The 23,808-nt window shown below is 40.5% G+C and carries 27 protein-coding genes; all 27 read left to right on the top strand.

All coding sequences use genetic code 11. From position 1 onward, the window contains the following. Positions 1 to 11 precede the first annotated feature (11 nt). The 27 genes from ftsY to fliF all read left to right on the top strand — a co-directional run bounded on the left by ftsY (position 12) and on the right by fliF (position 23,807). Positions 12 to 1,022 carry a signal recognition particle-docking protein FtsY gene (gene ftsY, locus ABD006_RS11405; RefSeq protein ID WP_343841052.1) on the top strand — a complete coding sequence of 337 codons (1,011 nt, stop codon included), beginning with the start codon at positions 12 to 14 and terminating at the stop codon, positions 1,020 to 1,022. Between the two features lie 77 nt (positions 1,023 to 1,099). Continuing rightward, the gene (locus ABD006_RS11410) at positions 1,100 to 1,435 is read left to right on the top strand and encodes a putative DNA-binding protein (protein ID WP_044157380.1); all 336 of its coding nucleotides are present in this window, start codon (positions 1,100 to 1,102) and stop codon (positions 1,433 to 1,435) included. 11 nt (positions 1,436 to 1,446) lie between these two features. Then, positions 1,447 to 2,796, top strand: a complete 1,350-nt coding sequence (gene ffh / locus ABD006_RS11415) for a signal recognition particle protein (RefSeq protein WP_343841055.1) — start codon at positions 1,447 to 1,449, stop codon at positions 2,794 to 2,796. A gap of 395 nt (positions 2,797 to 3,191) precedes the next feature. Continuing rightward, entirely contained in the window at positions 3,192 to 3,464 is a 273-nt protein-coding gene (rpsP, locus tag ABD006_RS11420) for a 30S ribosomal protein S16 (protein WP_343841058.1), read from the top strand. A 14-nt stretch (positions 3,465 to 3,478) separates the two neighbouring features. After that, positions 3,479 to 3,706 carry a KH domain-containing protein gene (locus ABD006_RS11425; protein WP_343841060.1) on the top strand — a complete coding sequence of 76 codons (228 nt, stop codon included), beginning with the start codon at positions 3,479 to 3,481 and terminating at the stop codon, positions 3,704 to 3,706. A 184-nt stretch (positions 3,707 to 3,890) separates the two neighbouring features. Continuing rightward, positions 3,891 to 4,277, top strand: a complete 387-nt coding sequence (locus tag ABD006_RS11430) for a YlqD family protein (RefSeq protein ID WP_343841063.1) — start codon at positions 3,891 to 3,893, stop codon at positions 4,275 to 4,277. A 23-nt stretch (positions 4,278 to 4,300) separates the two neighbouring features. Next, entirely contained in the window at positions 4,301 to 4,813 is a 513-nt protein-coding gene (rimM, locus tag ABD006_RS11435) for a ribosome maturation factor RimM (protein ID WP_343841066.1), read from the top strand. Next, on the top strand, positions 4,813 to 5,547 hold the full coding sequence (gene trmD, locus ABD006_RS11440) for a tRNA (guanosine(37)-N1)-methyltransferase TrmD (RefSeq protein WP_343841069.1): 735 nt from the start codon (positions 4,813 to 4,815) through the stop codon (positions 5,545 to 5,547). Before rimM ends, trmD begins: the two co-directional genes overlap by 1 nt. A 126-nt stretch (positions 5,548 to 5,673) precedes the next feature. Further along, a complete protein-coding gene (gene rplS, locus ABD006_RS11445; RefSeq protein ID WP_343841071.1) occupies positions 5,674 to 6,018 on the top strand; it encodes a 50S ribosomal protein L19 in 345 nt (114 codons plus the stop codon). A 140-nt stretch (positions 6,019 to 6,158) separates the two neighbouring features. Beyond that, complete coding sequence (gene lepB, locus ABD006_RS11450; protein WP_343841073.1) at positions 6,159 to 6,716, top strand: signal peptidase I; 558 nt, start codon at positions 6,159 to 6,161, stop codon at positions 6,714 to 6,716. A 13-nt stretch (positions 6,717 to 6,729) separates the two neighbouring features. Continuing rightward, complete coding sequence (gene ylqF, locus ABD006_RS11455) at positions 6,730 to 7,572, top strand: ribosome biogenesis GTPase YlqF (protein WP_343841075.1); 843 nt, start codon at positions 6,730 to 6,732, stop codon at positions 7,570 to 7,572. 98 nt (positions 7,573 to 7,670) lie between these two features. After that, complete coding sequence (locus tag ABD006_RS11460) at positions 7,671 to 8,447, top strand: ribonuclease HII (protein WP_343841078.1); 777 nt, start codon at positions 7,671 to 7,673, stop codon at positions 8,445 to 8,447. Positions 8,448 to 8,462: 15 nt separating this feature from the next. Then, positions 8,463 to 10,073: a hypothetical protein gene (locus ABD006_RS11465; protein ID WP_343841081.1), complete on the top strand. Its 1,611-nt coding sequence runs from the start codon at positions 8,463 to 8,465 to the stop codon at positions 10,071 to 10,073. Continuing rightward, positions 10,070 to 10,357 (top strand): FlhB-like flagellar biosynthesis protein, encoded by a 288-nt coding sequence (locus ABD006_RS11470; RefSeq protein WP_343841083.1) that lies wholly within the window; start codon positions 10,070 to 10,072, stop codon positions 10,355 to 10,357. Before ABD006_RS11465 ends, ABD006_RS11470 begins: the two co-directional genes overlap by 4 nt. A 42-nt stretch (positions 10,358 to 10,399) precedes the next feature. Further along, positions 10,400 to 10,825, top strand: coding sequence for a hypothetical protein (locus tag ABD006_RS11475; RefSeq protein WP_343841085.1), 426 nt, complete (start codon positions 10,400 to 10,402; stop codon positions 10,823 to 10,825). A 119-nt stretch (positions 10,826 to 10,944) separates the two neighbouring features. Further along, on the top strand, positions 10,945 to 12,105 hold the full coding sequence (sucC, locus tag ABD006_RS11480) for an ADP-forming succinate--CoA ligase subunit beta (RefSeq protein ID WP_343841087.1): 1,161 nt from the start codon (positions 10,945 to 10,947) through the stop codon (positions 12,103 to 12,105). 23 nt (positions 12,106 to 12,128) lie between these two features. Then, positions 12,129 to 13,031, top strand: a complete 903-nt coding sequence (gene sucD / locus ABD006_RS11485; RefSeq protein WP_343841089.1) for a succinate--CoA ligase subunit alpha — start codon at positions 12,129 to 12,131, stop codon at positions 13,029 to 13,031. 73 nt (positions 13,032 to 13,104) lie between these two features. After that, positions 13,105 to 14,013: a DNA-processing protein DprA gene (gene dprA, locus ABD006_RS11490; RefSeq protein WP_343841092.1), complete on the top strand. Its 909-nt coding sequence runs from the start codon at positions 13,105 to 13,107 to the stop codon at positions 14,011 to 14,013. A 180-nt stretch (positions 14,014 to 14,193) separates the two neighbouring features. Then, the gene (gene topA, locus ABD006_RS11495) at positions 14,194 to 16,269 is read left to right on the top strand and encodes a type I DNA topoisomerase (RefSeq protein ID WP_343841094.1); all 2,076 of its coding nucleotides are present in this window, start codon (positions 14,194 to 14,196) and stop codon (positions 16,267 to 16,269) included. 539 nt (positions 16,270 to 16,808) lie between these two features. Further along, a complete protein-coding gene (gene xerC / locus ABD006_RS11500) occupies positions 16,809 to 17,708 on the top strand; it encodes a tyrosine recombinase XerC (protein ID WP_343841096.1) in 900 nt (299 codons plus the stop codon). A gap of 24 nt (positions 17,709 to 17,732) precedes the next feature. Continuing rightward, positions 17,733 to 18,278, top strand: a complete 546-nt coding sequence (gene hslV / locus ABD006_RS11505; RefSeq protein WP_343841098.1) for an ATP-dependent protease subunit HslV — start codon at positions 17,733 to 17,735, stop codon at positions 18,276 to 18,278. 12 nt (positions 18,279 to 18,290) lie between these two features. Then, a complete protein-coding gene (gene hslU, locus ABD006_RS11510) occupies positions 18,291 to 19,685 on the top strand; it encodes an ATP-dependent protease ATPase subunit HslU (protein WP_343841099.1) in 1,395 nt (464 codons plus the stop codon). 28 nt (positions 19,686 to 19,713) lie between these two features. Then, positions 19,714 to 20,490 carry a GTP-sensing pleiotropic transcriptional regulator CodY gene (gene codY / locus ABD006_RS11515; RefSeq protein ID WP_343841101.1) on the top strand — a complete coding sequence of 259 codons (777 nt, stop codon included), beginning with the start codon at positions 19,714 to 19,716 and terminating at the stop codon, positions 20,488 to 20,490. A 347-nt stretch (positions 20,491 to 20,837) separates the two neighbouring features. After that, positions 20,838 to 21,233 carry a flagellar basal body rod protein FlgB gene (gene flgB / locus ABD006_RS11520; RefSeq protein WP_343841104.1) on the top strand — a complete coding sequence of 132 codons (396 nt, stop codon included), beginning with the start codon at positions 20,838 to 20,840 and terminating at the stop codon, positions 21,231 to 21,233. Next, positions 21,233 to 21,703: a flagellar basal body rod protein FlgC gene (flgC, locus tag ABD006_RS11525; protein ID WP_343841106.1), complete on the top strand. Its 471-nt coding sequence runs from the start codon at positions 21,233 to 21,235 to the stop codon at positions 21,701 to 21,703. The genes flgB and flgC overlap by 1 nt, the downstream gene beginning before the upstream one ends. Before the next feature lie 37 nt (positions 21,704 to 21,740). After that, positions 21,741 to 22,025, top strand: coding sequence for a flagellar hook-basal body complex protein FliE (gene fliE / locus ABD006_RS11530; protein WP_486367185.1), 285 nt, complete (start codon positions 21,741 to 21,743; stop codon positions 22,023 to 22,025). Positions 22,026 to 22,208: 183 nt separating this feature from the next. Continuing rightward, the gene (gene fliF / locus ABD006_RS11535; protein ID WP_343841110.1) at positions 22,209 to 23,807 is read left to right on the top strand and encodes a flagellar basal-body MS-ring/collar protein FliF; all 1,599 of its coding nucleotides are present in this window, start codon (positions 22,209 to 22,211) and stop codon (positions 23,805 to 23,807) included. Position 23,808 lies beyond the last annotated feature (1 nt).

Consider the following 23,808-nt stretch of genomic DNA (forward strand, 5'->3'; position numbering starts at 1 on the left):
GAAGATTCTACTTGAGTTTCTTTAAAAAGCTAAAGGATAAAATCAACAAACAAACGGAACAAGTGACAGATAAATTTAAGGATGGATTGACAAAAACAAGAGATTCGTTTGCGACCAAAATGAATGATTTGGTAGCGAAATATCGAAAAGTCGATGAAGAATTTTTTGAGGAACTGGAAGAAGTACTGATCTCCGCAGATGTTGGTGTGGAAACTGTTATGGAACTCATTGAAGAATTAGAAATGGAAGTGAAACGCCGTAATATCAAAGACACTTCAGAGGTTGTGGAAGTTATCTCTGAAAAGCTGGTGGAAATTTATTATGGAGATGCGGATGAAGAGATAGAAGAGCTGAATTTAAATGAGGACGGCTTATCCGTGGTTCTGTTTGTAGGAGTTAATGGTGTTGGAAAAACAACAACCATTGGAAAGCTTGCTCATCGACTCAAAGAGGAAGGCAAAACTGTGATGCTTGCAGCAGGAGATACCTTTAGGGCAGGTGCCATTGAACAGCTTGATGTATGGGGAGAACGCGTCGGTGTTGAAGTCATTAAACATAGTGAGGGCAGTGATCCGGCTGCTGTCATTTATGATGGAATTCAGGCTGCGAAATCAAGAAATGCCGATGTTCTTCTGTGTGATACGGCAGGACGTCTGCAAAATAAAGTGAATTTAATGAACGAACTTTCTAAGGTTAAGCGCGTCATCTCACGTGAGATCCCGGAAGCCCCTCATGAAGTTTTACTTGTTCTGGATGCTACGACGGGGCAAAATGCCATGAGTCAGGCCAAAACCTTTTCAGAATCAACAGATGTTTCCGGAATTGTGTTGTCCAAACTGGATGGGACGGCTAAAGGAGGCATTGTTTTAGCGATTCGGAATGAGTTGTCCATTCCGGTTAAATATGTCGGACTTGGTGAAAAGGTAACAGATTTACAGCCGTTTAATGCCAATTCCTTTGTTTATGGTTTATTTGCTGACATAGTTGATCAGGACACGAACACAGATGCAAGAGATGACTAGCTGTATCTTGACACAGTGCAGCATTCCCCTTTACCATTTAAATGTAAAGGATATTCCCTTAACAAGAGGTGTTTACCTTGCTTGAAAAAACAACCCGAATGAACTATTTATTTGATTTTTATCAGAAATTGCTAACACCTAAACAAAAGAGTTATATGGAACTATACTATCTTGAAGATTATTCTTTAGGTGAAATTGCAGAGGAATTTGATGTGAGCAGACAGGCGGTTTATGATAATATTAGAAGAACAGAGTCTATGCTTGAAGAATATGAAGAGAAGCTGGATCTTTATCATAAATTCAAACAGAGAAACGAGCTTATTCATGAATTGAAAGAAACCATTGAAAGCAGAGACGCAATGGATAAATCTGAATTGTTGAGGTTTATTCAAAGGTATGAAAATCTAGATTAGGAGGCGGCTGTATGGCATTTGAAGGGTTAGCCGACCGGCTGCAGAAAACGATTCAGAAGGTAAAGGGCAAAGGTAAAGTTACCGAAGCCGATGTAAAAGAAATGACTCGTGAAGTGCGGTTGGCTTTATTAGAGGCCGACGTTAATTTTAAAGTCGTAAAAGATTTTATTAAGAGGGTTAAGGAACGCGCCATTGGTCAGGAAGTTATGGAGAGTTTAACTCCGGGCCAGCAGGTTATTAAAGTTGTAAAAGAAGAGCTGTCTGACTTAATGGGCGGTGAGCAAAGTAAGATTGCAACAGCTAATAAGCCACCAACCGTTATCATGATGACGGGTTTGCAGGGTGCCGGTAAAACTACTACCACCGGAAAACTGGCAAATCTTCTACGGAAAAAGCATAATCGCAATCCTATGCTTGTAGCCGCTGACGTTTATCGTCCGGCAGCGATTAACCAGCTGGAAACACTGGGGAAACAGCTGGATATGCCTGTCTTTTCTTTAGGCACAGATGCCAATCCTGTTGACATAGCTAAGCAGGCGATTGACAAAGCAAAGGAAGACCATAACGACTATGTCATTATTGATACTGCTGGTCGTTTACATGTTGATGAACAGTTAATGGATGAACTGCAGAGTATTAAAGAGGTCACCACACCAGATGAAATTTTCCTCGTTGTGGATTCCATGACTGGACAGGATGCAGTAAATGTCGCTCAAAGCTTTGATGATCAGCTGGATATTTCAGGTGTTGTGTTAACCAAGCTGGATGGGGATACACGAGGAGGAGCGGCTATTTCTATTAAAGCTGTTACCGGAAAACCGATTAAATATGCGGGTATGGGTGAAAAACTTGACGAACTCGAAGCCTTTCATCCCGATCGCATGGCTTCCAGGATATTAGGAATGGGAGATGTCCTTTCCTTAATTGAAAAAGCGCAGGATAATGTTAATGAAAAGCAGGCAAAAGAGCTTGAAGAAAAAATGCGTTCGGCTTCATTTACATTTGAAGACTTTCTGGAGCAGATGCAGCAGGTCAAAAATATGGGTCCTCTGGATGAACTGATAAACATGATGCCCGGGGCCAATAAAATGAAAGGAATGAAGAATCTCCAGGTTGATGAAAAACAAATCAGTCATGTGGAGGCCATCATTCAATCCATGACGAAGAAAGAAAGAATTGACCCAAGTATCATGAATGCGAGTCGTAAACGGAGGATTGCAAAGGGATCCGGAACCTCTGTATCAGAAGTAAACCGGCTCCTTAAGCAATTCGACGAAATGAAGAAAATGATGAAACAAATGACCAACTCAGGCAAAAAAGGCAAAAAGAAAAAAGGCATGATGAACTTCCCTTTTATGTAGACAGAACAGCGAAGGCGACTGACCAGGTCATGCGGGATAAGACAAAGACATGAAGTGGCATGGTTTTGGCCACGGAATGGCTTTGACTTATATCCGCCTTGACCTAGGAGCCGCAGCTGGACAGAAAAAAGCCGAGGCGACCGTTTAGGCCCGACGGCATAAGCAGAATATCCGGAATGGCCGCTTTTTGGCCATGTAGGATATTTTGCTTATGACCGCTTGGGCCTGGGAGCCGCAGCTGGACAGAGAAAAGCGAAGGCGACTGACCAGGTCATGCGGGATAAGCCGAAGACAAATGCGATTTTTTGAAATGTAATGGAAATATACTTTACAGCAAATAAAATATCTGCTACAATCTACACTTGTGTAAGATAATTATTTGGAGGTGCAGAAACATGGCAGTAAAAATTCGCCTAAGAAGAATGGGTTCAAAGAGAAATCCATATTATCGTGTAGTCGTTGCCGATTCACGTTCTCCTCGTGATGGACGTTTTATTGAACAGATTGGAACATATAATCCAGTAGTTGAACCAGCAAAAGTTGATTTGGATGAAGAAAAAGCACTTGACTGGATGCAAAAAGGTGCAAAACCAAGTGACACCGTTCGTAATCTGTTTTCAGAGCAAGGCATCATGAAGAAGTTCCACGAAGCTAAAAACCAAAATTAAAGTAGTGTGATATCATGAAAGCCTTAATAGAAACCATTGTTCGTCCTCTTGTTGATTATCCTGAGGAAGTCGTGGTGACTGAGGAAGAAACAGATAAAAAAATCCGGTATCATCTTACTGTTCATGAACAGGATGTCGGTAAAGTAATCGGCAAAAACGGACGTATTGCCAAAGCCATTCGAACCGTTGTATATGCAGCTGGTTCGGACAAGGATAAAAAATTATATTTAGATATCATGTAAACAACAGGGAAGGGGCAGACCTTTCCCTGTTGTTTACTAATAGCTGTTTTTTTGTGAGAACTTATCTATCAGGAGTGCCGCCAGTTAAATATCTATTTAACGTGGTCCAAACTATTGCTGGTGAAAGACTGTTGATGGACACTTTACATAATGGTGTGGTTTGAAAAAATGGAGGTATTCCCTCGTGAAAATAATAAGAAAAACTTCTGTTAAACAGGTGATTACCGAAAAAAGCAAGGAACGATTGGAGTTAAAATTTCATCGTCAGCTGTCCCAGCTTGAAAATGAGTGTCATCAGCTTCAGTTTGAGAAACGAAAACTGCAATCAAAAAAAGGGATTTCACCACAGGATGTTAAGACCCGGTTTCAAAAAGAAATAGACCGGCGACAAAACAAGATGAAATGGCTTGAATATCAGCTTGAGCAACTGGATATTTTACCAGTAGGCAGTGAAATCACTGAAAGCGAAATTGATGAGATTGTAGAGGTTTCCGTTGGAGATCGCTGGTCAGATGTTATGGGTGAACATTCCATTACCATAAAAGATGACACGATTATTCGAATCGATTAATATTAGGTGATGGGTGATACATAATGGAAATGTTTAATGTCGGAAAAATAGTAAATACTCATGGAATAAAAGGTGAAGTTAAAGTTATTAAAATTACGGATTTTGATGAGCGATTAGAGCCGGGCTCCAAACTTTACTGGGTTTCGGATGATGGTTCAATCACCATTCCCCTTGAAGTGGACGGACACCGCATCCATAAAAACTTTCATTTGCTCCATTTTGACGGGTACTCCTCCATTAATGATGTTGAACCGTTAAAAAATGGAATGCTGAAAGTCTCCGAGGAGCAGCTGTTGACTCTCGATGAAGGAGAGTATTATTACCATGAAATTATTGGCTGTGAAGTAGTGACGGAAGAAGGCGAAAAAGTGGGTATTATTAAGGAAATTCTGTCACCAGGAGCTAATGACATTTGGGTAGTGAAACGGTCGGGGGAGAAAGATGGCTTAATCCCTTACATAGAGGAGATTGTAAAACAAGTGGATGTAGAACATAAAAAAGTTGTGATACATCCGATGGAGGGTTTACTGGATTGATGCATATAGATATTTTAACCCTGTTTCCTGAAATGTTCGAGGGCGTACTTAATTCCTCCATTTTAAAAAAAGCGAAGGATATGGAAGCTGTCCAATATAATACGATTAATTTTCGCTCGTATTCAGATAATAAACATCAGAAAGTGGACGACTACCCATATGGGGGAGGAGCGGGCATGGTCCTGACACCACAGCCCTTATTTGATGCAGTTGAAGATCTGTCATCAAATCGTTCTTCAAAGCCCCGTGTTATTTTAATGTCTCCACAAGGGGAGCCCTATACCCAGAAAAAAGCAGAGGAGTTTTCCCGGGAAGAGCACTTAATTCTGATTTGCGGCCATTATGAAGGGTATGATGAGCGCATTCGCACGCATCTGGCTACGGATGAAATTTCCGTTGGTGATTACATTTTAACCGGTGGTGAACTTGGGGCCATGGTTGTGACAGACAGTGTGGTAAGGCTCCTTCCAGGTGTGCTTGGCAACGATCATTCTGCAATACAGGATTCTTTTTCAACCGGTCTTCTCGAACACCCCCATTACACCCGTCCCAGGGAGTTCCGGGGGATGAATGTACCAGATGTTATTTTGTCCGGTGATCATCAAAAGATAGAGGATTGGCGGCAAAAGGAATCGTTAAAAAGAACCTGGGAGCGTAGGCCTGATTTATTAGAAAATGTTGTCTTAACCGATAAACAAAAACAGTGGATAAAGCAATGGAAGATGGACAAATAATCTTGCATTGAAAGGGTCATTATGATATATTAATTGTTGTGCTTAAGAGTTCGCTTAGGCAAAGAAAAACGATACTCCGCTGTCGCAAATAAAGGCAAGAGTGTTAGTTGGAAGGAGTGAAGACTTGTGCAAAACATCATTGAACAAGTTACCAAAGACCAATTACGCACGGACCATCCGGATTTTCGTCCTGGGGATACGGTAAAGGTTCACGTGAAAGTTGTTGAGGGGAACCGTGAACGTATTCAGGTATTTGAAGGTGTCGTACTTAAGCGTCGTGGTGGCGGAATAAGTGAAACCTTCACTGTACGTAAAATCTCTTATGGCGTGGGAATTGAACGTACGTTCCCAGTACATTCCCCACGTATTGCTAAGATTGAAGTACCTCGCCGTGGTAAAGTACGTCGTGCGAAGCTTTATTACCTTCGTGGGCGTCGTGGTAAAGCAGCACGTATTAAAGAAATCCGATAAGATAATTAAAGCTGTATGAGCTTTAATTCAGTGGAGAAGGAGCTTGCATGGTCAGGCTCCTTTTTCTATTATATATACATATCGATTATTCCATTGAAAATGAAAGCTAAACTTTTGTACATATGCTCGGGGGTTTTGACATGTCCACGAAGAACAGAGAATGGCTAAGCTGGATTAAAGTTATTGTCATTTCAGCTATTATTGCATTAGGAATTCGAACATTTTTATTTACCCCAATTATTGTGGACGGGCCATCCATGCTACCTACACTTGAAAACGGGGATCATCTGATTGTAAATAAATTAAATTATCAGATTGGTGAGCCGGAACGCTTTGACATTGTTGTCTTTCATGCTACACAAAAAAGAGACTACATAAAAAGGGTGATTGGCCTGCCGGGAGAACATATAGCTTATCGTAACGAAACTCTCTATGTAAATGGAACCCCTGTGGAGGAACCGTTTATTCAGGAAAGAGTGGAAAGCCTGCAGGAAGGAAGTCACTATACGCATGATTTTACTCTTGAAGACTTACCTGGAGAATATGAAAAAATACCTGAGGGATATGTATTAGTCCTTGGAGATAATCGTATGAACTCAACAGACAGTCGAATGATAGGGTTAATTCCTGTGGATCAGATTGTGGGGGAAGCCCAACTCACTTACTGGCCTCTCTCTCATTTTGAGTGGAAAACATAAAGAAGGTGATAATGTGACGATACAATGGTTTCCGGGCCATATGGCAAAGGCAAAGAGAGAAGTAGAAGAAAAATTAAAGCTCGTCGATTTTGTGATTGAATTGGTGGACGCAAGAGTGCCAAAATCCTCACAAAACCCTATGCTCCAGGATGTGTTAGGAGATAAGGACAAGCTTGTACTCCTTATGAAAAAGGACCTGGCAGACCCTGAAGTGACAAAGGAATGGGAAGACTATTTTGACCACATGGGGATCCCTCATTTAGCTGTAAATGTACAGGAGCAAAAAGATATTCAAACCCTAATCAAAAAAGCAAAAACGATCGGTGAGCAGAAGCTGGAACGTTTAACACAAAAGGGAATAAAGCCAAGACCAATCAGAGCCATGATAGTGGGGATTCCTAATGTAGGGAAATCTACCCTTATTAATCGACTGGTTAACAAAAAAATAGCACTAACCGGAGATCGTCCAGGAGTAACGAAATCCCAGACCTGGATGAAAGTGAAAAAGGATTTCGAGCTTCTCGATACGCCGGGGATTTTATGGCCGAAATTTGAGGATGAAGAGGTGGGCCTTAAACTGGCCGCTATTGGCACAATTAAGGATCAGCTATTACACCTTGATGATGTTGCCGTTTTTGTGCTTAAATTTTTAAAACAGTATTATCCTGCTCAACTTAAAGAGCGTTATGGCATCGATTTAGATGCTGAAGATATTGTGACATGGTTTGATGAAATCGGGAAAAAACGAGGCTGCCTGGCCAGTGGTGGTATGATTGATTACGAAAAAACAGCTGATGTGATTATTCGTGATTTGCGAACGGGAAAATTAGGACATTTCACCTTCGATCGTCCTTAAATAGAAAAAGGCTGTCCTCTTAAACCTCAACAGTTATTGCAAATAATCATTAATATTTCCTGTTTAGCAGCCGATAAATCAAGTAATGGAGGAAAAGGATGACCAGCAAAGAAACCATAAAAGAAATACGCGAAAAATTAACGAATGAAAGCTATTCAGCCGCTGATTGGCAAGCCTATCAGGAGGATAACCGAAAAGGTGTACAGGCATTAGTTCTCAAGGAACAAAAAAAGCACGCTGAAAGACAGAAGAATTTAGAGCATTTTCAGGGAATGCTGATGTGGGAACATCGCCTTTGGGAACAGGGATATACATATATTGCAGGAATCGATGAAGCTGGCCGCGGACCGTTAGCAGGCCCGGTCGTGGCAGCTGCTGTGATCATTGATGATTCCTTTTATCTGGAAGGTCTGGACGACTCCAAAAAATTATCGGAGTCAGTGAGGGAAAGATTTTTTGATACGATTAAAGAAAAGGCTGTGGATTACGGTATAGGAATCGTTAATGCCAAAACCATTGATCAGATTAATATCTATCAGGCCTCAAAATTAGCGATGAAAAAGGCTGTTTTAGAATTAAAACATCAGCCTCAGTTTCTGCTTATTGATGCGGTAAAACTGCCGGAACTGCCCATTCAGCAGGAATCCATTGTTAAAGGGGATCAAAAGTCTGTATCCATTGCAGCAGCAAGTGTATTAGCTAAAGTAACAAGGGATCGAATGATGAAAGAAATAGATCGTCAATATCCTTCCTATCAGTTCGGATCAAACATGGGATATGGGACAAAAATGCATTTGGAAGCACTGGAGCAATTTGGACCTACCCCTTACCACAGAAAGTCGTTTTCACCAGTCAAAGAAGCAACTCAATCCTAAAGGGAGAGATTTGGAATGCAAAATTCCGGGATTACAAAAGCTCTTCAATCAATACGAATAAGGTCTGTCCAGAATTCAGGTTTATCCTTTAAAACAGGTCAGATCGTGACAGGAAAAGTGGAAAAATTTCTACCTCAAAATAAAGCGATGATACAGATGGGCGGACAGAAGCTTATCGCTCAATTAGAGCATTTCCTGCAGGCCAATAAGCGCTATGTTTTTCAGGTGAAACAAGCTTCTCCTTTTGTAAAACTTCAGGTGGTGAGTGAAAAGCCGGTGAAAAATCAGCAGGAGTCAGCGGCTATTTTGCTAAAGGAGATGGGCATGAAAGGAACGAGGAATCAGCATACGTTCCTTTCTTTTCTATTGGATCATCAACTCCCCGTTCAAAAACAGGTGCTAAGTCAGGCTTTTGGTTTACTGGATAGGGGTTCCTCTTTTGATGAATCGAGAATGGTTCTGCTGGAAATGCTGCAAAGAAACCTGCCGATGACAAAAGAGGTTTTTGATACTACTTATGCGCGGTTGTTTCGGCCTATATCCATTTCAAATGCAGCAGAAATTCTCACTCAATCCCTTCCCGACGAATTTTCAAATGAAACGATACAGCTCAGAAATATCCTTCATTTATTTCATTCAGGAGAATCGAATTTTAGTACCAGACAATTAGCTTCCTATATTTTATCGGATATTCATAAAGGTTCGACACAGACATTTTCACTGCTGAAAGCCTCAGGGCTAATACCCGGGAAGATGGATTTCACCAGCTGGAAGCAGGAATGGACGAGCTGGGCTGAACAAAATCAGATCCAACTAGGTCGACCGTTTTTTAACAAGCAAGTAGTGATGAAGGATTCGCCTCTTCCCTTTGAGTCCATGGAGGAATTTTATCAGGGAATCAGAGCATTGTGGAAATCGATGAAATCTACCGGTAATCAGGACTTCCAACGTGCACTGGATTTTTGGCTGCTTCAGGGGGCTGGGTCAGAAAAGTATGCTCATGTATTTACTGCTGCCGAAAAAGCAGCCATTAAATTTAGAGGGTTTACATCGCTATTAAGCAGTCAGCCAGACTTGAATTCCCCCGGCATGTCAGATACCTACAAGCCTTTAACGGAACTTCTGCAATCAGTTCAACAGCAAGTTAACGGACAGAAGTTAAAGCAGCCGCTCCAGCAGCTGATGCAGGTGTTTTCAGGCATACAACTGCTGTCTAATGATTATGGAGAATGGACACAGTTCAGTGTTCAATTTCCGGGTGAACTATTTGGGCTTCAGGAAGATTTTTTTATGGATTTTGAAGGTAAAAAGAAGGATGACGATCAGCTGGATTCTGATTATTGCCGGGTAATGTTTTATCTGCAGCTCCATCAACTTAAAGAAACGGTCATGGATATGAATATACAAAACAAGCAGATCTCATTGACCATTTTCAATCAGAATCCCAGCCGCATAAGACCAATTGCAAAGCTATTTGAGCCTGTTCTTAAAGACAATCTATCTCAATTAAACTTTCCACTTATGTCTGTCCAAATAAAAGAATTTCGACATAATACAGGTTTTCCGGGGACTAATCGTTTGGGGTCTGCCTATACTCAGGAGAAAGGACTGGATATTAAAATATGACACAGCCGTCTGAAGATAAACGGAAAAAAGCAGTGGCCTTATCTTATGATGAAACAATAGAGAATGCCCCAAAAGTTGCAGCTTCAGGGCAGGGGAAGGTCGCTGAGAGAATTCTGTCAAAGGCGAAGGAACATGATGTACCTGTACAGGAGGATGAAACGCTCGTTGAACTTCTTTCAGCGTTAAATATTAATGAAACGATTCCGGAAGATTTATATCAGGTAGTAGCTGAAGTTTTCGCATTTATTTATCAGGTCGATCGTCATGAAGAGGAGAGAACATAAATAAAATAGTTTGGACAACTGATCGTGAGGGAGGTAAAGAAAATGAAACTATTACGGAGACTTTGCATATTTCTGCTGTTAATAGGTGTTCTTGGTTTAGGAATTTACCATTTCGGTACAAAAATTGCTGCGGAGAAGATTGTGGAGTCTTATGCAGAGGAATTGTCAGCAAGCCCTGTTATGAATCAGCTGGAAGATCAAATGAACAATCATTCGGAATTACAGCAGATGGTTAAGGATGGAGCCAAGGCAGCCGAGGAGGGTTTGCCATTTTCTACAAAGGATGAGGCTGCTAAGGAACTAGTCTCCAGGTTCAGTGTCAGGGAATTAATTGAACTTGGAAACATGGCAAAGGACGGTCTGAGTCAGGATGAAAAACTGGAAATGGTCAACCAGTTAGAAAGAAAGCTATCGGAAAAAGAGCTTCTGGCCTTAAAAGCTATTGCCTATAAAGAACTTAATCAATAAATATTCGGCTATGTTTGTTATTTTTATAGAATCGTCTTATAATAGAAAAGTGTGGACAAATTCCAACAATTTTGTATACAATGTACACGCAATTTGAATTTCAGATGGGAGGATGGAAGATGAACATTCACGAGTATCAAGCAAAAGAGATTTTTCGCCAATTCGGCGTTGCTGTACCCAATAATCGTGTTGCGTTTTCAGTAGATGAAGCTGTCCAGGCGGCACAGGAATTAGGTTCAGATGTAAGCGTTGTAAAAGCTCAAATTCATGCAGGCGGCCGCGGGAAAGCAGGCGGAGTAAAAATTGCCAAGAGCCAGGAAGATGTACGTACATATGCTGAAGAGCTTCTTGGTAAAACATTAGTGACGCATCAGACTGGACCTGAAGGAAAGGAAGTAAAACGTCTTCTGGTTGAAGAAGGCTGCGATATTCAAAATGAGTACTATATTGGTGTTGTTCTTGATCGTGCAACCTCCCGTGTGGTGATGATGGGTTCCGAAGAAGGAGGAACTGAAATTGAAGAGGTTGCTTCCAATACACCTGAAAAGATCTTTCAGGAGGTTATTGATCCTGTAACGGGGCTTATGCCTTATCAGGCGAGAAGATTAGCGTTTAATATTAATATTCCGAAAGAGCTCGTTTCCAAAGCTGTTAAATTTATGATGGGACTTTATGATGTATTTATTAAAAAAGATTGCTCTGTAGCTGAAATTAACCCGCTTGTTACAACAGGTGACGGTGAAGTTTTAGCTTTAGATGCGAAACTGAACTTTGATGACAACGCTTTATTCCGTCAAAAGGATTTATTGGAGTATCGTGATCTTGATGAAGAGGATCCAAAAGAAATTGAAGCTTCAAAATATGATCTCAGCTATGTAGCTCTTGATGGGAATATTGGCTGTATGGTTAATGGCGCTGGTCTTGCTATGTCTACCATGGATATTATTAAACATTCAGGTGGAGAGCCGGCGAACTTCCTTGATGTAGGTGGAGGAGCAACTGCGGAAAAAGTTACCGAAGCCTTTAAAATTATTCTTGCTGATGACAACGTAAAGGGAATCTTTGTGAATATCTTTGGCGGTATTATGAAATGTGATGTAATTGCTGAAGGTGTTGTAGAGGCGACAAAGCAGGTAGGCCTTGAACTGCCATTGGTTGTTCGTCTTGAAGGAACAAACGTAGAGCAAGGGAAGAAGATTTTGTCTGAATCCGGTTTGAATATCACATCCGCAAATTCCATGGCTGATGGAGCACAAAAAATCGTTGAACTGGTTAAGTAATGTAGAAAGGTGGGAGAGAAATCATGAGTATCTATATAAATAAGAATACAAAAGTAATCGTTCAGGGTATTACTGGTTCTACAGCTTTATTCCATACGAAGCAAATGCTTGAATATGGCACTGAAATTGTAGGAGGTACTTCCCCAGGAAAAGGCGGACAGACAGTAGAAGGTGTACCTGTTTTTAATACCGTCCAGGAAGCGAAAGAAAAAACCGGTGCAACTGCATCTGTTATTTATGTACCCGCACCATTTGCCGCAGACGCCATTCTGGAAGCTGTGGATGCCGAGCTGGACACTGTCATCTGTATTACAGAACATATTCCGGTTATGGATATGGTTAAGGTAAAGCGGCAAATGGAAGGGAAGAAAACCCGTCTTGTAGGACCAAACTGCCCAGGTGTGATTACTCCCGAAGAGTGTAAGATTGGTATTATGCCTGGTTATATTCATAAAAAAGGTCATGTAGGAGTTGTATCACGTTCCGGTACATTAACCTATGAGGCTGTTCACCAGCTGTCTGAAGAAGGAATTGGCCAATCTACTGCTGTTGGTATTGGCGGGGACCCGGTCAATGGTACAAATTTCATTGATGTACTAAAAGCTTTTAATGAAGATCCTGATACAGAAGCTGTGATTATGATCGGTGAAATTGGTGGTACAGCTGAAGAGGAAGCAGCTCAATGGATTAAAGAAAATATGAGTAAACCTGTCGTAGGCTTTATCGGGGGACGTACAGCACCTCCAGGAAAACGTATGGGTCATGCTGGTGCCATTATTTCTGGTGGAAAAGGAACGGCAGACGAAAAAATCCGGATTATGAATGACTCTGGAATTAAAGTAGCAGAAACACCAGCTGTAATGGGTGAAACTTTAATAGAAGTTCTAAAAGAAAACAACCTTTACGAAAAATGTAAAACGTATTAATGTTGTTAAAGGGGACTGATCCAATCGATTTGGATGAGTCCCTCCCTTTATACTTTGGAAGGATGTGTGTGTATTGGTATCTGAAAATGAATTAAGATTGGCCCATTTGCTTCGGGTGCAGGGGCTTGGTCGAAGAAGAATCCGGCACTTATTAGAGTTAGATTCCAGTCTCTCCTCTATATACCAATTCTCCATCAGCGATCTTCAGGCAATTTTCCGCCTGACCCCGATGAAAGCTCAGAAAGTTCATCAAGGACTCCATAGCCCAAAATTGCTAAATAGTGTCGAACAGGACCTTAAAAAAACAACGATTATCTCTCTGAATCATCCCCACTACCCTTCATCACTGAAAATGATTCCTGATCCACCTTTACTGCTTTACATCAAAGGTTCGCCTGAGTTTTTAGAACATGAGCCTAAGCTGAGTGTTGTAGGTACAAGAGCCCATTCCGGAGAAGCCAGACGTAAAGTTCATTCCCTGCTAAAACCAGTGATAGAACGTGATTGGTTAATCGTCAGCGGAATGGCAAAAGGAATTGATTCTTTTTCTCATCAGGCTGCTTTGACGTATAACGGGAAAACCATTGGTGTTTTAGGATTTGGCTTTCATCATATTTATCCGAAAGAAAACATACAGTTAATGAAAACCCTGGAGCAGGAGCATCTGCTGATTTCTGAATATCCCCCGGATGCATCTCCTAAGCCCTGGCATTTTCCTGAACGCAACCGGATTATTAGTGGTCTTTCCTTTGGTACACTGGTTGTGGAGGCTAAAGAGAGGAGTGGAACATTTATAACGGCTGAGCAGGCCTTAGAGCAAGGACGAGAGGTGTTTGTTGTCCCTGGTTCTATTCTGCTGCCACAAACCAAAGGGTGCCATCGTCTCATTCAGGAAGGGGCTCAACTTATTCATAGTGCAGAAGATTTAATTGAGGCCAGAAATTCTTATGAAAACTGGAGTTTAACACCTAAAAAGGTATGAATTGTTGATTCTGTTGTAAAAAATGGTTTGACAAATGTAATACTTGTATTTAATAATAAGGAAGATTTCAAAAAACGTTTTCCATTATATGAATTTGTTCCTTCATGAAACCGTTAACCTTATATGTAATAGATAAAAAATAGAAAAGAAAAAGAGAGAAAACCTCTTAGGAGGATGAATATGGCAGATTATTTAGTAATTGTCGAATCACCGGCAAAAGCAAAAACAATTGAACGATATTTAGGAAAAAAATATAAAGTAAAGGCATCCATGGGACACGTGCGTGACCTGCCAAAAAGTCAAACAGGCGTTGATGTGGATGAAAACTATAAACCAAAGTATATAACCATACGGGGAAAAGGGCCTGTATTGAAAGAATTAAAAACGGCTGCTAAGAAAGCCAAAAAAGTATTTTTAGCAGCCGACCCGGACCGAGAGGGAGAGGCTATTGCCTGGCATTTGGCATATAGCCTGGACGTGGATGAAAGTTCCAAATGTCGTGTTGTATTTAATGAGATTACCAAGGATGCAGTAAAGGAATCCTTTAAACATCCGCGACATATTGATATGGATTTAGTTGATGCGCAGCAGGCAAGAAGAATTCTGGATCGTCTGGTAGGTTACAATATTAGCCCATTGCTTTGGCAAAAAGTAAAGAAAGGCCTAAGTGCGGGCCGTGTACAGTCTGTAGCTGTTCGTCTTGTTATTGAACGGGAAAGAGAGATTCAGAACTTCCAGCCGGAAGAATACTGGACGATAGAAACAGATTTTATGAAAGGCAAAGATACCTTTCAGGGTTCTTTTTATGGATTGAACGGAAAAAAACAGAAGCTGAGCTCACAAGAAGATGTTAATGAGATTTTAAATAAAATGGATGGAGACCAATTTAAAGTTGATAAAGTCAATAAAAGGGAAAGAAAAAGGAATCCAGCAGCTCCATTTACAACATCGTCTTTACAGCAGGAAGCTGCCCGTAAGCTGAATTTCCGTGCGAAAAAGACAATGATGCTGGCCCAGCAATTATACGAAGGAATTGATTTAGGAAAGAAAGAGGGAACAGTTGGTCTGATCACGTATATGAGAACCGACTCTACCCGGATTTCTAATACGGCTAAGCAGGAAGCTGCAGAGTTCATTGAAACTTCCTATGGAAAAGAATATTTGGGCTCTTATAAAAAGAAGAAGGATTCTGAAGGGGCTCAGGATGCTCACGAGGCAGTTCGTCCTACTTCAGTAAATCGAACTCCCCAATCTCTCAAATCCGTTCTGTCACGCGATCAGCTCCGTTTATATCGCCTGATCTGGGAACGTTTCTTAGCCAGTCAAATGGCTCCGGCTGTTATGGATACTGTTACAGCTCATTTAATAAACAATGATGTTGAGTTTCGTGCCAGTGGATCACAGGTAAAGTTCAAGGGCTTTATGAAAGTGTATGTGGAAGGCCAGGATGATAAAAAGAAAGAAGAAAATAAGCTCCTTCCACCACTTGAAGAGGGAGAGACGGTAAAAGCACAGGAGATTAATCCGAGTCAGCATTTTACTCAGCCGCCTCCAAGATATACAGAGGCGCGGTTAGTTAAAACGCTTGAAGAGCTTGGTATAGGAAGACCATCAACTTATGCACCTACACTGGATACGATTCAGCGAAGAAATTATGTTACTCTGGAAAACCGCCGTTTCGTTCCTACCGAGCTCGGAGAAATTGTCGTCAATATTCTGATGGAATACTTTCCTGAAATCATAGACATAGAGTTTACTGCAAAAATGGAAAATGACCTGGATAGCATTGAGGAAGGAAAGACCGAGTGGGTAAACATTATTGACGATTTTTATCAGGGATTTGAAAAAAGACTGAAAACGGCAGAACAGGAAATGGAAAAGATTGAGATAAAGGATGAACCTGCAGGGGAAGATTGTGAGGAATGCGGACACCCTATGGTTTATAAAATGGGTCGCTACGGGAAGTTTATGGCGTGCTCCAATTTTCCTGAATGCCGGAATACGAAACCCATTTTAAAGGAGATTGGGGTTAAGTGTCCCAACTGTAAGGATGGAAATATTGTTGAGCGAAAGTCGAAAAAGAACCGTACATTTTATGGATGTGACAATTATCCGGAATGTGAATTTATTTCCTGGGATAAACCTATTGCAAGGCCATGTCCAAAATGTGAAGGTTTATTAGTAGAAAAGAAAAGAAAAAAAGCAACGCAGGTTCAATGTACGCAATGTGATTATAAAGAAGAAAAGCAGGAATAGTGTAAGAACAAAGGCGGAAGCGCCCGTTTAGCGACGTACGGACTGGACTGAGCCGGAGGAGATAAAGGAAACACGACGAACCTTGTGAGTCGATGTTGACTTATCGGACGGAGGTGAAGGAAGTCACGCTAGTCGCTGGGCGCTGGAGCCGGACGTCCTCTGATTGATTTTTTATCCACAAATCTTAAATTATATAATATCCTAGACAACGAAAAATCCCTCCAATAGTTCGCTTATGCAACTTTGGAGGGATTTTTTAATGCTTTTGTTTGACAGTGAACAATCCTATAGCTATAATTACCATTTGGTAAGGTTATTTACTTGACACAACTTACATACATTTGAAATATTTAGAAAGATGATACGCCCGGGGACATTTCAGAATTTTGTTACAATTTAGTCAAATTTATTGCAACCTATCCTTTAACTATGTTAAGATTTATACGCTCCAGGCAGGAAAGAAGAACATTTACCTGGTCTCCATACACACCTGCATATACTTTACTCTATATATTTGAACTAAAGTAAGGTGGGGAAACATGAATTCTGATTACTTACGTGAGGTATTTACTGAATATTTGCAGGTTGAAAAAAATGCCTCACCTTATACGGTGAAGTTTTATCAAGAGGATCTTGATACCTTTTTTTTGTTTTTAGAGGAAGAAGGTATTGAACATGTTAAAGATGTCGATTATGCAGCTATAAGAGTATTTTTAACGAAACAATACGAACAAAAGCTTTCCAGAAGAAGTGTATCAAGGAGACTGTCAACCTTACGAACGTTTTATCGTTTTCTGGAAAGAGAGGAGAAAGTAGACTCAAATCCATTTTTGCAGGTTTCTCAACCAAAGGTATCAAAACCTATACCAGGATTTTTATATGAAGAAGAGATTGAAAAACTGTTTCATGTAAATGATTTAACCAGCCCCCTCGGTCAGCGGGATCAGGCGATTTTGGAATTACTTTATGCGACAGGGATGCGGGTGAGTGAGTGTGCCAATTTAAAACTTGTCCATGTGGATTTTTCAATTGGAACTGTCTTAGTCAGAGGAAAAGGGAATAAGGAAAGATATATTCCATTTGGACGATATGCGCAGGATGCTTTAGAACAATATATCCATGATGGCAGAGCGAAACTGGTAAATAAAGCGAACGAAGATAGTGGATCGTTATTTTTAAATGCGCGTGGGACGACATTATCAACCCGGGGATTTCGCCTTGTATTAAACAAAATGGTAAAGAATGCTGCGCTGACGATTAACGTGCATCCGCATAAGCTAAGACATACCTTTGCGACGCATTTACTTAATGCAGGGGCCGATATGAGGTCGGTTCAGGAGTTGCTCGGGCATAAAAATTTATCGTCAACACAGATATACACACACGTTACAAAGGATCATTTACGTAACATATATAAAAATTCGCATCCTCGAGCTTAAAGCATTGTAGAGGAGGACTTTCAATTGTCAAATGAATTTCATGCAACCACCATATTTGCTGTGCGACATAATGGCCAATGTGCAATGAGTGGTGATGGTCAGGTTACCTTGGGAAATCAAGTGGTCATGAAGCATACGGCTCGAAAGGTCAGACGTCTGTTTAATGGCAATGTATTAGCTGGGTTTGCCGGCTCTGTCGCGGATGCTTTCACGCTATTTGAGAAATTTGAAAGCTACCTGGAGAAATATAATGGCAATTTGGCCAGGGCTTCTGTGGAGCTTGCCAAAGAGTGGAGAAGTGATAAAGTGCTTCGAAAGCTTGAAGCCATGTTAATTGTCATGGATAAGGAAAAGATGTTTTTAGTCTCCGGAACGGGTGAGGTCATTGAACCGGATGATGACCTTTTAGCTATTGGATCCGGTGGCAATTATGCCCTTAGTGCCGGTCGTGCTTTGAAGCGGTATTCACAGGAAAAGACAGCACCTGAAATTGCGCAGGCAGCACTGGAGATAGCTGGAGAAATCTGTGTCTTCACGAATGATCAGATTGTTTTAGAAGTGTTGGAATAAGGAGGTTGAACAATGGATGAGATGAACCTCACCCCAAGACAAATTGTTGAGAAGTTAGATCAATTTATTATTGGGCAAAACCAGGCGAAAAGGGCTGTAGCTGTGGCGCTAAGGAATCGGTTTCGCCGGTTGCAGATGGATGAAAAGCTTAGAGATGAAATTGTTCCCAAAAATATTCTGATGATCGGTCCAACTGGTGTAGGGAAGACCGAAATAGCCAGACGTCTCGCCAAATTAACCGGTGCCCCTTTTGTGAAAGTAGAAGCAACAAAGTTTACAGAAGTAGGTTATGTGGGGCGTGATGTGGAATCGATGGTTCGCGATCTGGTGGAAATATCCATCCGAATCGTGAAAGAAGAAAAGATGAAGCAAGTGAAGGGAAAAGCAGAGGACTTAGCCAACAATCGGCTTGTGAAACTCTTAGTTCCGGAAAAGAAAAAAAATCAATCCATGAAAAATCCTTTTGAAATGCTGTTTTCCAATCAGCAAAACGATGAACCAGCTCAGGAGGATGAACAACAAACTGAAATTGAACAAAAACGCAAGCGAATCAGACATCAGCTTGACCTTGGAGAATTAGAGGATCAGATGGTTACTGTTGAAGTAGACGAACAGCAATCTTCTATGCTTGATATGCTTCAGGGATCAGGAATGGAGCAATTCGGCATGAACATGCAGGATGCTTTTGGACAGCTGATGCCTAAGAAGAAAAAGAAGAGAAGACTTCCTGTGAGAGAAGCGCGAAAATTGCTGACTCACGACGAAGCCCAGAAATTGATTGATATGGATGAAGTCTCTCAGGAGGCTATAGAAAAAACAGAGCAGTCAGGGATTATTTTTATCGATGAGATTGATAAAGTTTCCGGAAAAAATGAATCACAGGCAAATGTTTCGAGAGAAGGAGTTCAGCGTGATATCCTGCCTATTGTTGAAGGTTCAACAATTACGACAAAATATGGCCCTGTAAAAACAGATCATATTTTATTTGTGGCTGCAGGGGCTTTTCATATGTCAAAGCCTTCAGATTTAATACCGGAGCTTCAGGGACGTTTCCCTACAAGGGTGGAGCTTCAGAAGCTTAACGTCGAGGATTTCATCAATATTTTAACAGAGCCTTCAAATGCATTACTTAAACAATACTCTGCATTATTGAAAACAGAAGGTATAAATGTTGAATTTTCTGACGATGCTGTAAATAGAATTGCTGAAATTGCTTATGAGGTAAACCAGGACTCCGATAATATTGGAGCAAGAAGACTCCATACAATTCTGGAGAAACTTCTGGAGGATTTATCCTTTGAAGCACCGGACATTAATATGGAAAAGGTGGATATCACCAGAGAGTATGTCAATGATAAGCTGGGCTCAATTGTGAAAAACAAAGACTTATCCCAATACATCTTATAGGGACTCGTCAAGAATTAGGAGGATGAAAATGGAGTTATTAGAAAGAGCAAGAATGATTAATTCGATGTTACAAAAAACAACAGGAAAGACCGTTAATTTTAGTGATATGTCCGCAACATTAAGAGATGCAATTAGCGCAAATGTATTTGTACTTAGTCGCAGAGGAAAGCTGTTAGGATTCTCCATTAAGCAGGAGATTGAAAATGAACGAATGAAGCAAATGCTGGAGGAAAGACAATTTCCTGAGGAATACACAGAGAATCTATTTACGATTTCGAGAACAACACCAAACTTAGACATCCACAGTGAATATACAGCATTTCCGGTAGAAAATAAGGATTTATTCCAAAATGGACTTACCACAATTGTACCAATCATTGGTGGCGGTGAGCGTCTTGGAACATTAATTTTAAGTCGTTTACAGGATCACTTTAATGATGACGATCTGTTGCTGGCTGAATATGGAGCAACCGTTGTTGGAATGGAGATTCTTCATCAGAAAGCCGAGGAAATTGAAGAAGAAGCCAGAAGTAAAGCAGTCGTACAAATGGCTATCAGTTCATTATCCTACAGTGAATTAGAGGCTATTGAACATATATTTGATGAACTCGGTGGAAATGAGGGTCTTTTAGTAGCCAGTAAAATAGCAGACCGTGTTGGAATCACCCGTTCGGTTATTGTAAACGCCCTTCGTAAACTGGAAAGTGCAGGCGTCATTGAATCCAGATCATTGGGAATGAAGGGTACGTATATTAAAGTGTTAAACGATAAGTTTCTTGTTGAACTGCGAAAACTTACGACCTGATAGGCCTATACACATATAACCCATAAAAAGGGGACTGACTCAAAATTGGAGTCAGTCCCCTTTTTATGGGTGAAGCCATGCATAAATGCAATTTTCTGACTAGTGAATGTATTCGAATGTTTTAAAACCTAACAAAAACATGGTCCTTTTGACCTAAACTAAAGAATGATAGCTCTATGTCTTTTGTAGTATTCTCTGTAAAATTTACGAAAATATCGATTTGATAATTTTCTTGAAGGATTTTTTATGTAATAATCTAATATAGTATGTAACGACAAAAAACTACAAAATAAGATGATAAACTACAAATTCTTTGAAAAATTTCTAACCAAAGGAGGGGTTCTTTTATGGCCTTGTTTGGGAATACATTCCAGATCCTTGACCGATCCCTTGATTATGCATCAGTAAAAAATCAGACTATATCAAACAATATCGCTAATGTGGATACTCCGAACTATAAAGCAAAAGATGTCGATTTCAAAAGTGCGTTAAATAAAGCACAATCCTCACTGGAGGCTGTGCGGACGCATGAGAAACACCTTCCATTTCAGTCTGGACATGGTTTGCCTGAATTTGAAGTTGTAAGCAGACAGAATACAACCTACAATCATAACGGAAACAATGTCGATGTAGATAAAGAAATGACAGATCTTGCGAAAAATCAAATCTACTATCAGGCAATTGCCGACCGCCTGAATGGGAAATTTAACAGCCTGAAAACAGTCATAAGGGGAGGTCAATAATGGGAATCTTTAATTCTATCAATACCAGTGCGAGTGGATTAACGGCTCAGAGATTGAGGATGGATGTCATATCTTCAAACATCGCTAATGCGGAAACAACCAGAGCTCAATTAAATGAGGATGGAGAATGGGTACCCTATCGCAGAAAAATGGTTTCTTTTGAAGAAAAAGGTTCATCCTTTCATTCCAAGTTCCAACACGCTCTGCACTCTCATTCCGATAACAATGCGAGTAATCAGAATACCGGTGTTCGGGTTGCAGAAATTTCAGAGGACGAACAACCGTTTAAAATGGTCTATAAGCCAAACCATCCAGATGCGAATGAACAGGGGTATGTTGCTATGCCGAATGTAGATCCATTAAAAGAAATGGTTGATTTGATGAGTACAACCAGATCCTATGAGGCAAATGTTACATCCATGAATGCATCAAAGGATATGTTAATGAAAGCTCTTGAAATAGGAAAATAGGAGTGTGTAATCCATAATGCCAACTGTTAATCAACTGATGCTAAACCAGGCTGCATCAATGAAGAATGTAAGTCAGAATCGTACGACGCCATTTGAAGCGCAGCAGAATTTCGCCGACTCATTGAAAAATGCAATTAATCACGTGAATGAAACACAAATTAATTCCGACCAGAAAACAAAGGCGCTTGCAGCCGGGGAAATAGACAACCTGCATGACGTTATGATTGCTGCACAGAAAAGCAGTATTACTCTTCAAACAGCTGTAGAAGTACAATCTAAAGCAATTGATGCTTATAAGCGAGTCATGCGAATGCAAATTTAAGTTATTGCTTTGCTTTTCTATTAAATAGTACGAATCCTATTAATAGTTTTTGAGGGTACCTTAAGAAATTTTTTAGTAATCTTTTCTGCATATCACATAGAAAATCAATGATTTGCAGTTGTTTTTCAATGTTATCCTCCAGATATCATTAAAAACTAGAGAAGAAATGCGGAGGCAGCAGCAGTGAATAAAGTTCGTGAATATTACCAGAAAACAATAGAATTTTGGAAGAGCCGTTCTCTCCTGCAAAAGTCACTTATGATTGGTGCTATAGTTGGCTTGCTGATGATTATTTTGGTTTTCAGTCTACTTGCCAATCGATCGAATCTCGTTCCTTTGTACAGTGATCTTTCTCTTCAGGAAACGGGACAGATAAAAACTGAACTTGAAGCTAGAGGGATTACCTATGAAGTTGCGGATGGCGGGTCTTCTATTTTAGTTCCTAAAGAAAACGTTGATTCTTTACTCGTTGACTTAGCTGCCCAGGGTATCCCGGATAGTGGAAGTATAGACTATTCGTTCTTTAGTGAAAATGCTTCCTGGGGGATGACTGATGGGCAACGGGAAATGATTGAGTTGGACACTCTGCAAACAGAAATATCCAATTTAATTAATAGTATTCAGGGTATTCAAGGCTCTGAAGTGTTAATTACGAAGCCTGAAGAAAGTGTTTTTATGAATGAACAGCCTAAAGAAGCATCTGCTTCGGTGGTTGTTCATACCCAGCCTGGTTATGAATTTAATCAGGGTCAGATTAACGGGCTTTATCATCTCGTTTCAAAAGCGGTTCCTAACCTTCCTACTGATAATATCGTCTTAATGAACCAATATTTTGAGTATTTTGATCAGAAAAATTCAAATAATGCTACAGCAGGAAATACGTATATGGAACAGCAGGATATCAAAAAGGACATTGAGCGTGATATTCAAAGCAGAGTTCAACAGCTTTTAGGCACCATGATTGGACGGGAAAATGTAGTCGTATCTGTTACCACCGATGTTGACTTTACTAAGGAAAACAGGACTGAAGAGTTAGTAGAGCCGATTAATGAAGAAGATATGGAAGGTCTTCCGGTAAGTGTAGAGCGTATTACCGAAACGTATTCCGGTACAGGTGCACCACCGGATGAAGCTGGTGTGGGAGATGAGAACGTACCAGGATATCCAGGTCAAGATGGGGAAGGTACGGACTCCGAATATGAAATGGTCCAGGAAACGATTAATAATGAGTTTAATAGAATACAGAAGGATATTGTAGAGAGTCCTTATAAGGTAAGAGATTTAGGAATTCAGGTCGCCGTAGACTCAAAAAAAGCACAGCCTGATGAGGAAGGAAATGCTCAATTCTTAACAGCTCAGGAACAGGCAACAGTCAGGGAGAGTATCTCTTCTATTTTAAATTCCATGATTTCAACAACCGTATCCGGTGAGTATGGGGAAATAAATCCTGAAGAAAAAGTTTCGATTGTGTTCCAGGAATTCAACTCACAGCCGGCAGCAGAACCTGCACCAACTCCTGTTATTCCGACATGGCTGTATATAGCAGGTGGTGTATTGCTATTAGCAGTCATCCTTCTATTAATTCTGCTGTTCAGAAGAAAGAATCAGGATGATGTAAGTGGATATAATGAAGAAGTTACTGAGGAACAGGTTTCAGTACCAGATATCGAACAACCACAGGAAACGGAAGAAACAATGCGAAAAAGACAGCTTGAAAATATGGCTAAAGATAAACCAGAAGAATTTGCAAAATTATTAAGATCATGGATTTCAGAGGATTAAG

This window comes from Salinibacillus aidingensis (genome assembly GCF_039522525.1).
In the GTDB taxonomy this organism is placed as follows: domain Bacteria; phylum Bacillota; class Bacilli; order Bacillales; family Alkalibacillaceae; genus Salinibacillus; species Salinibacillus aidingensis.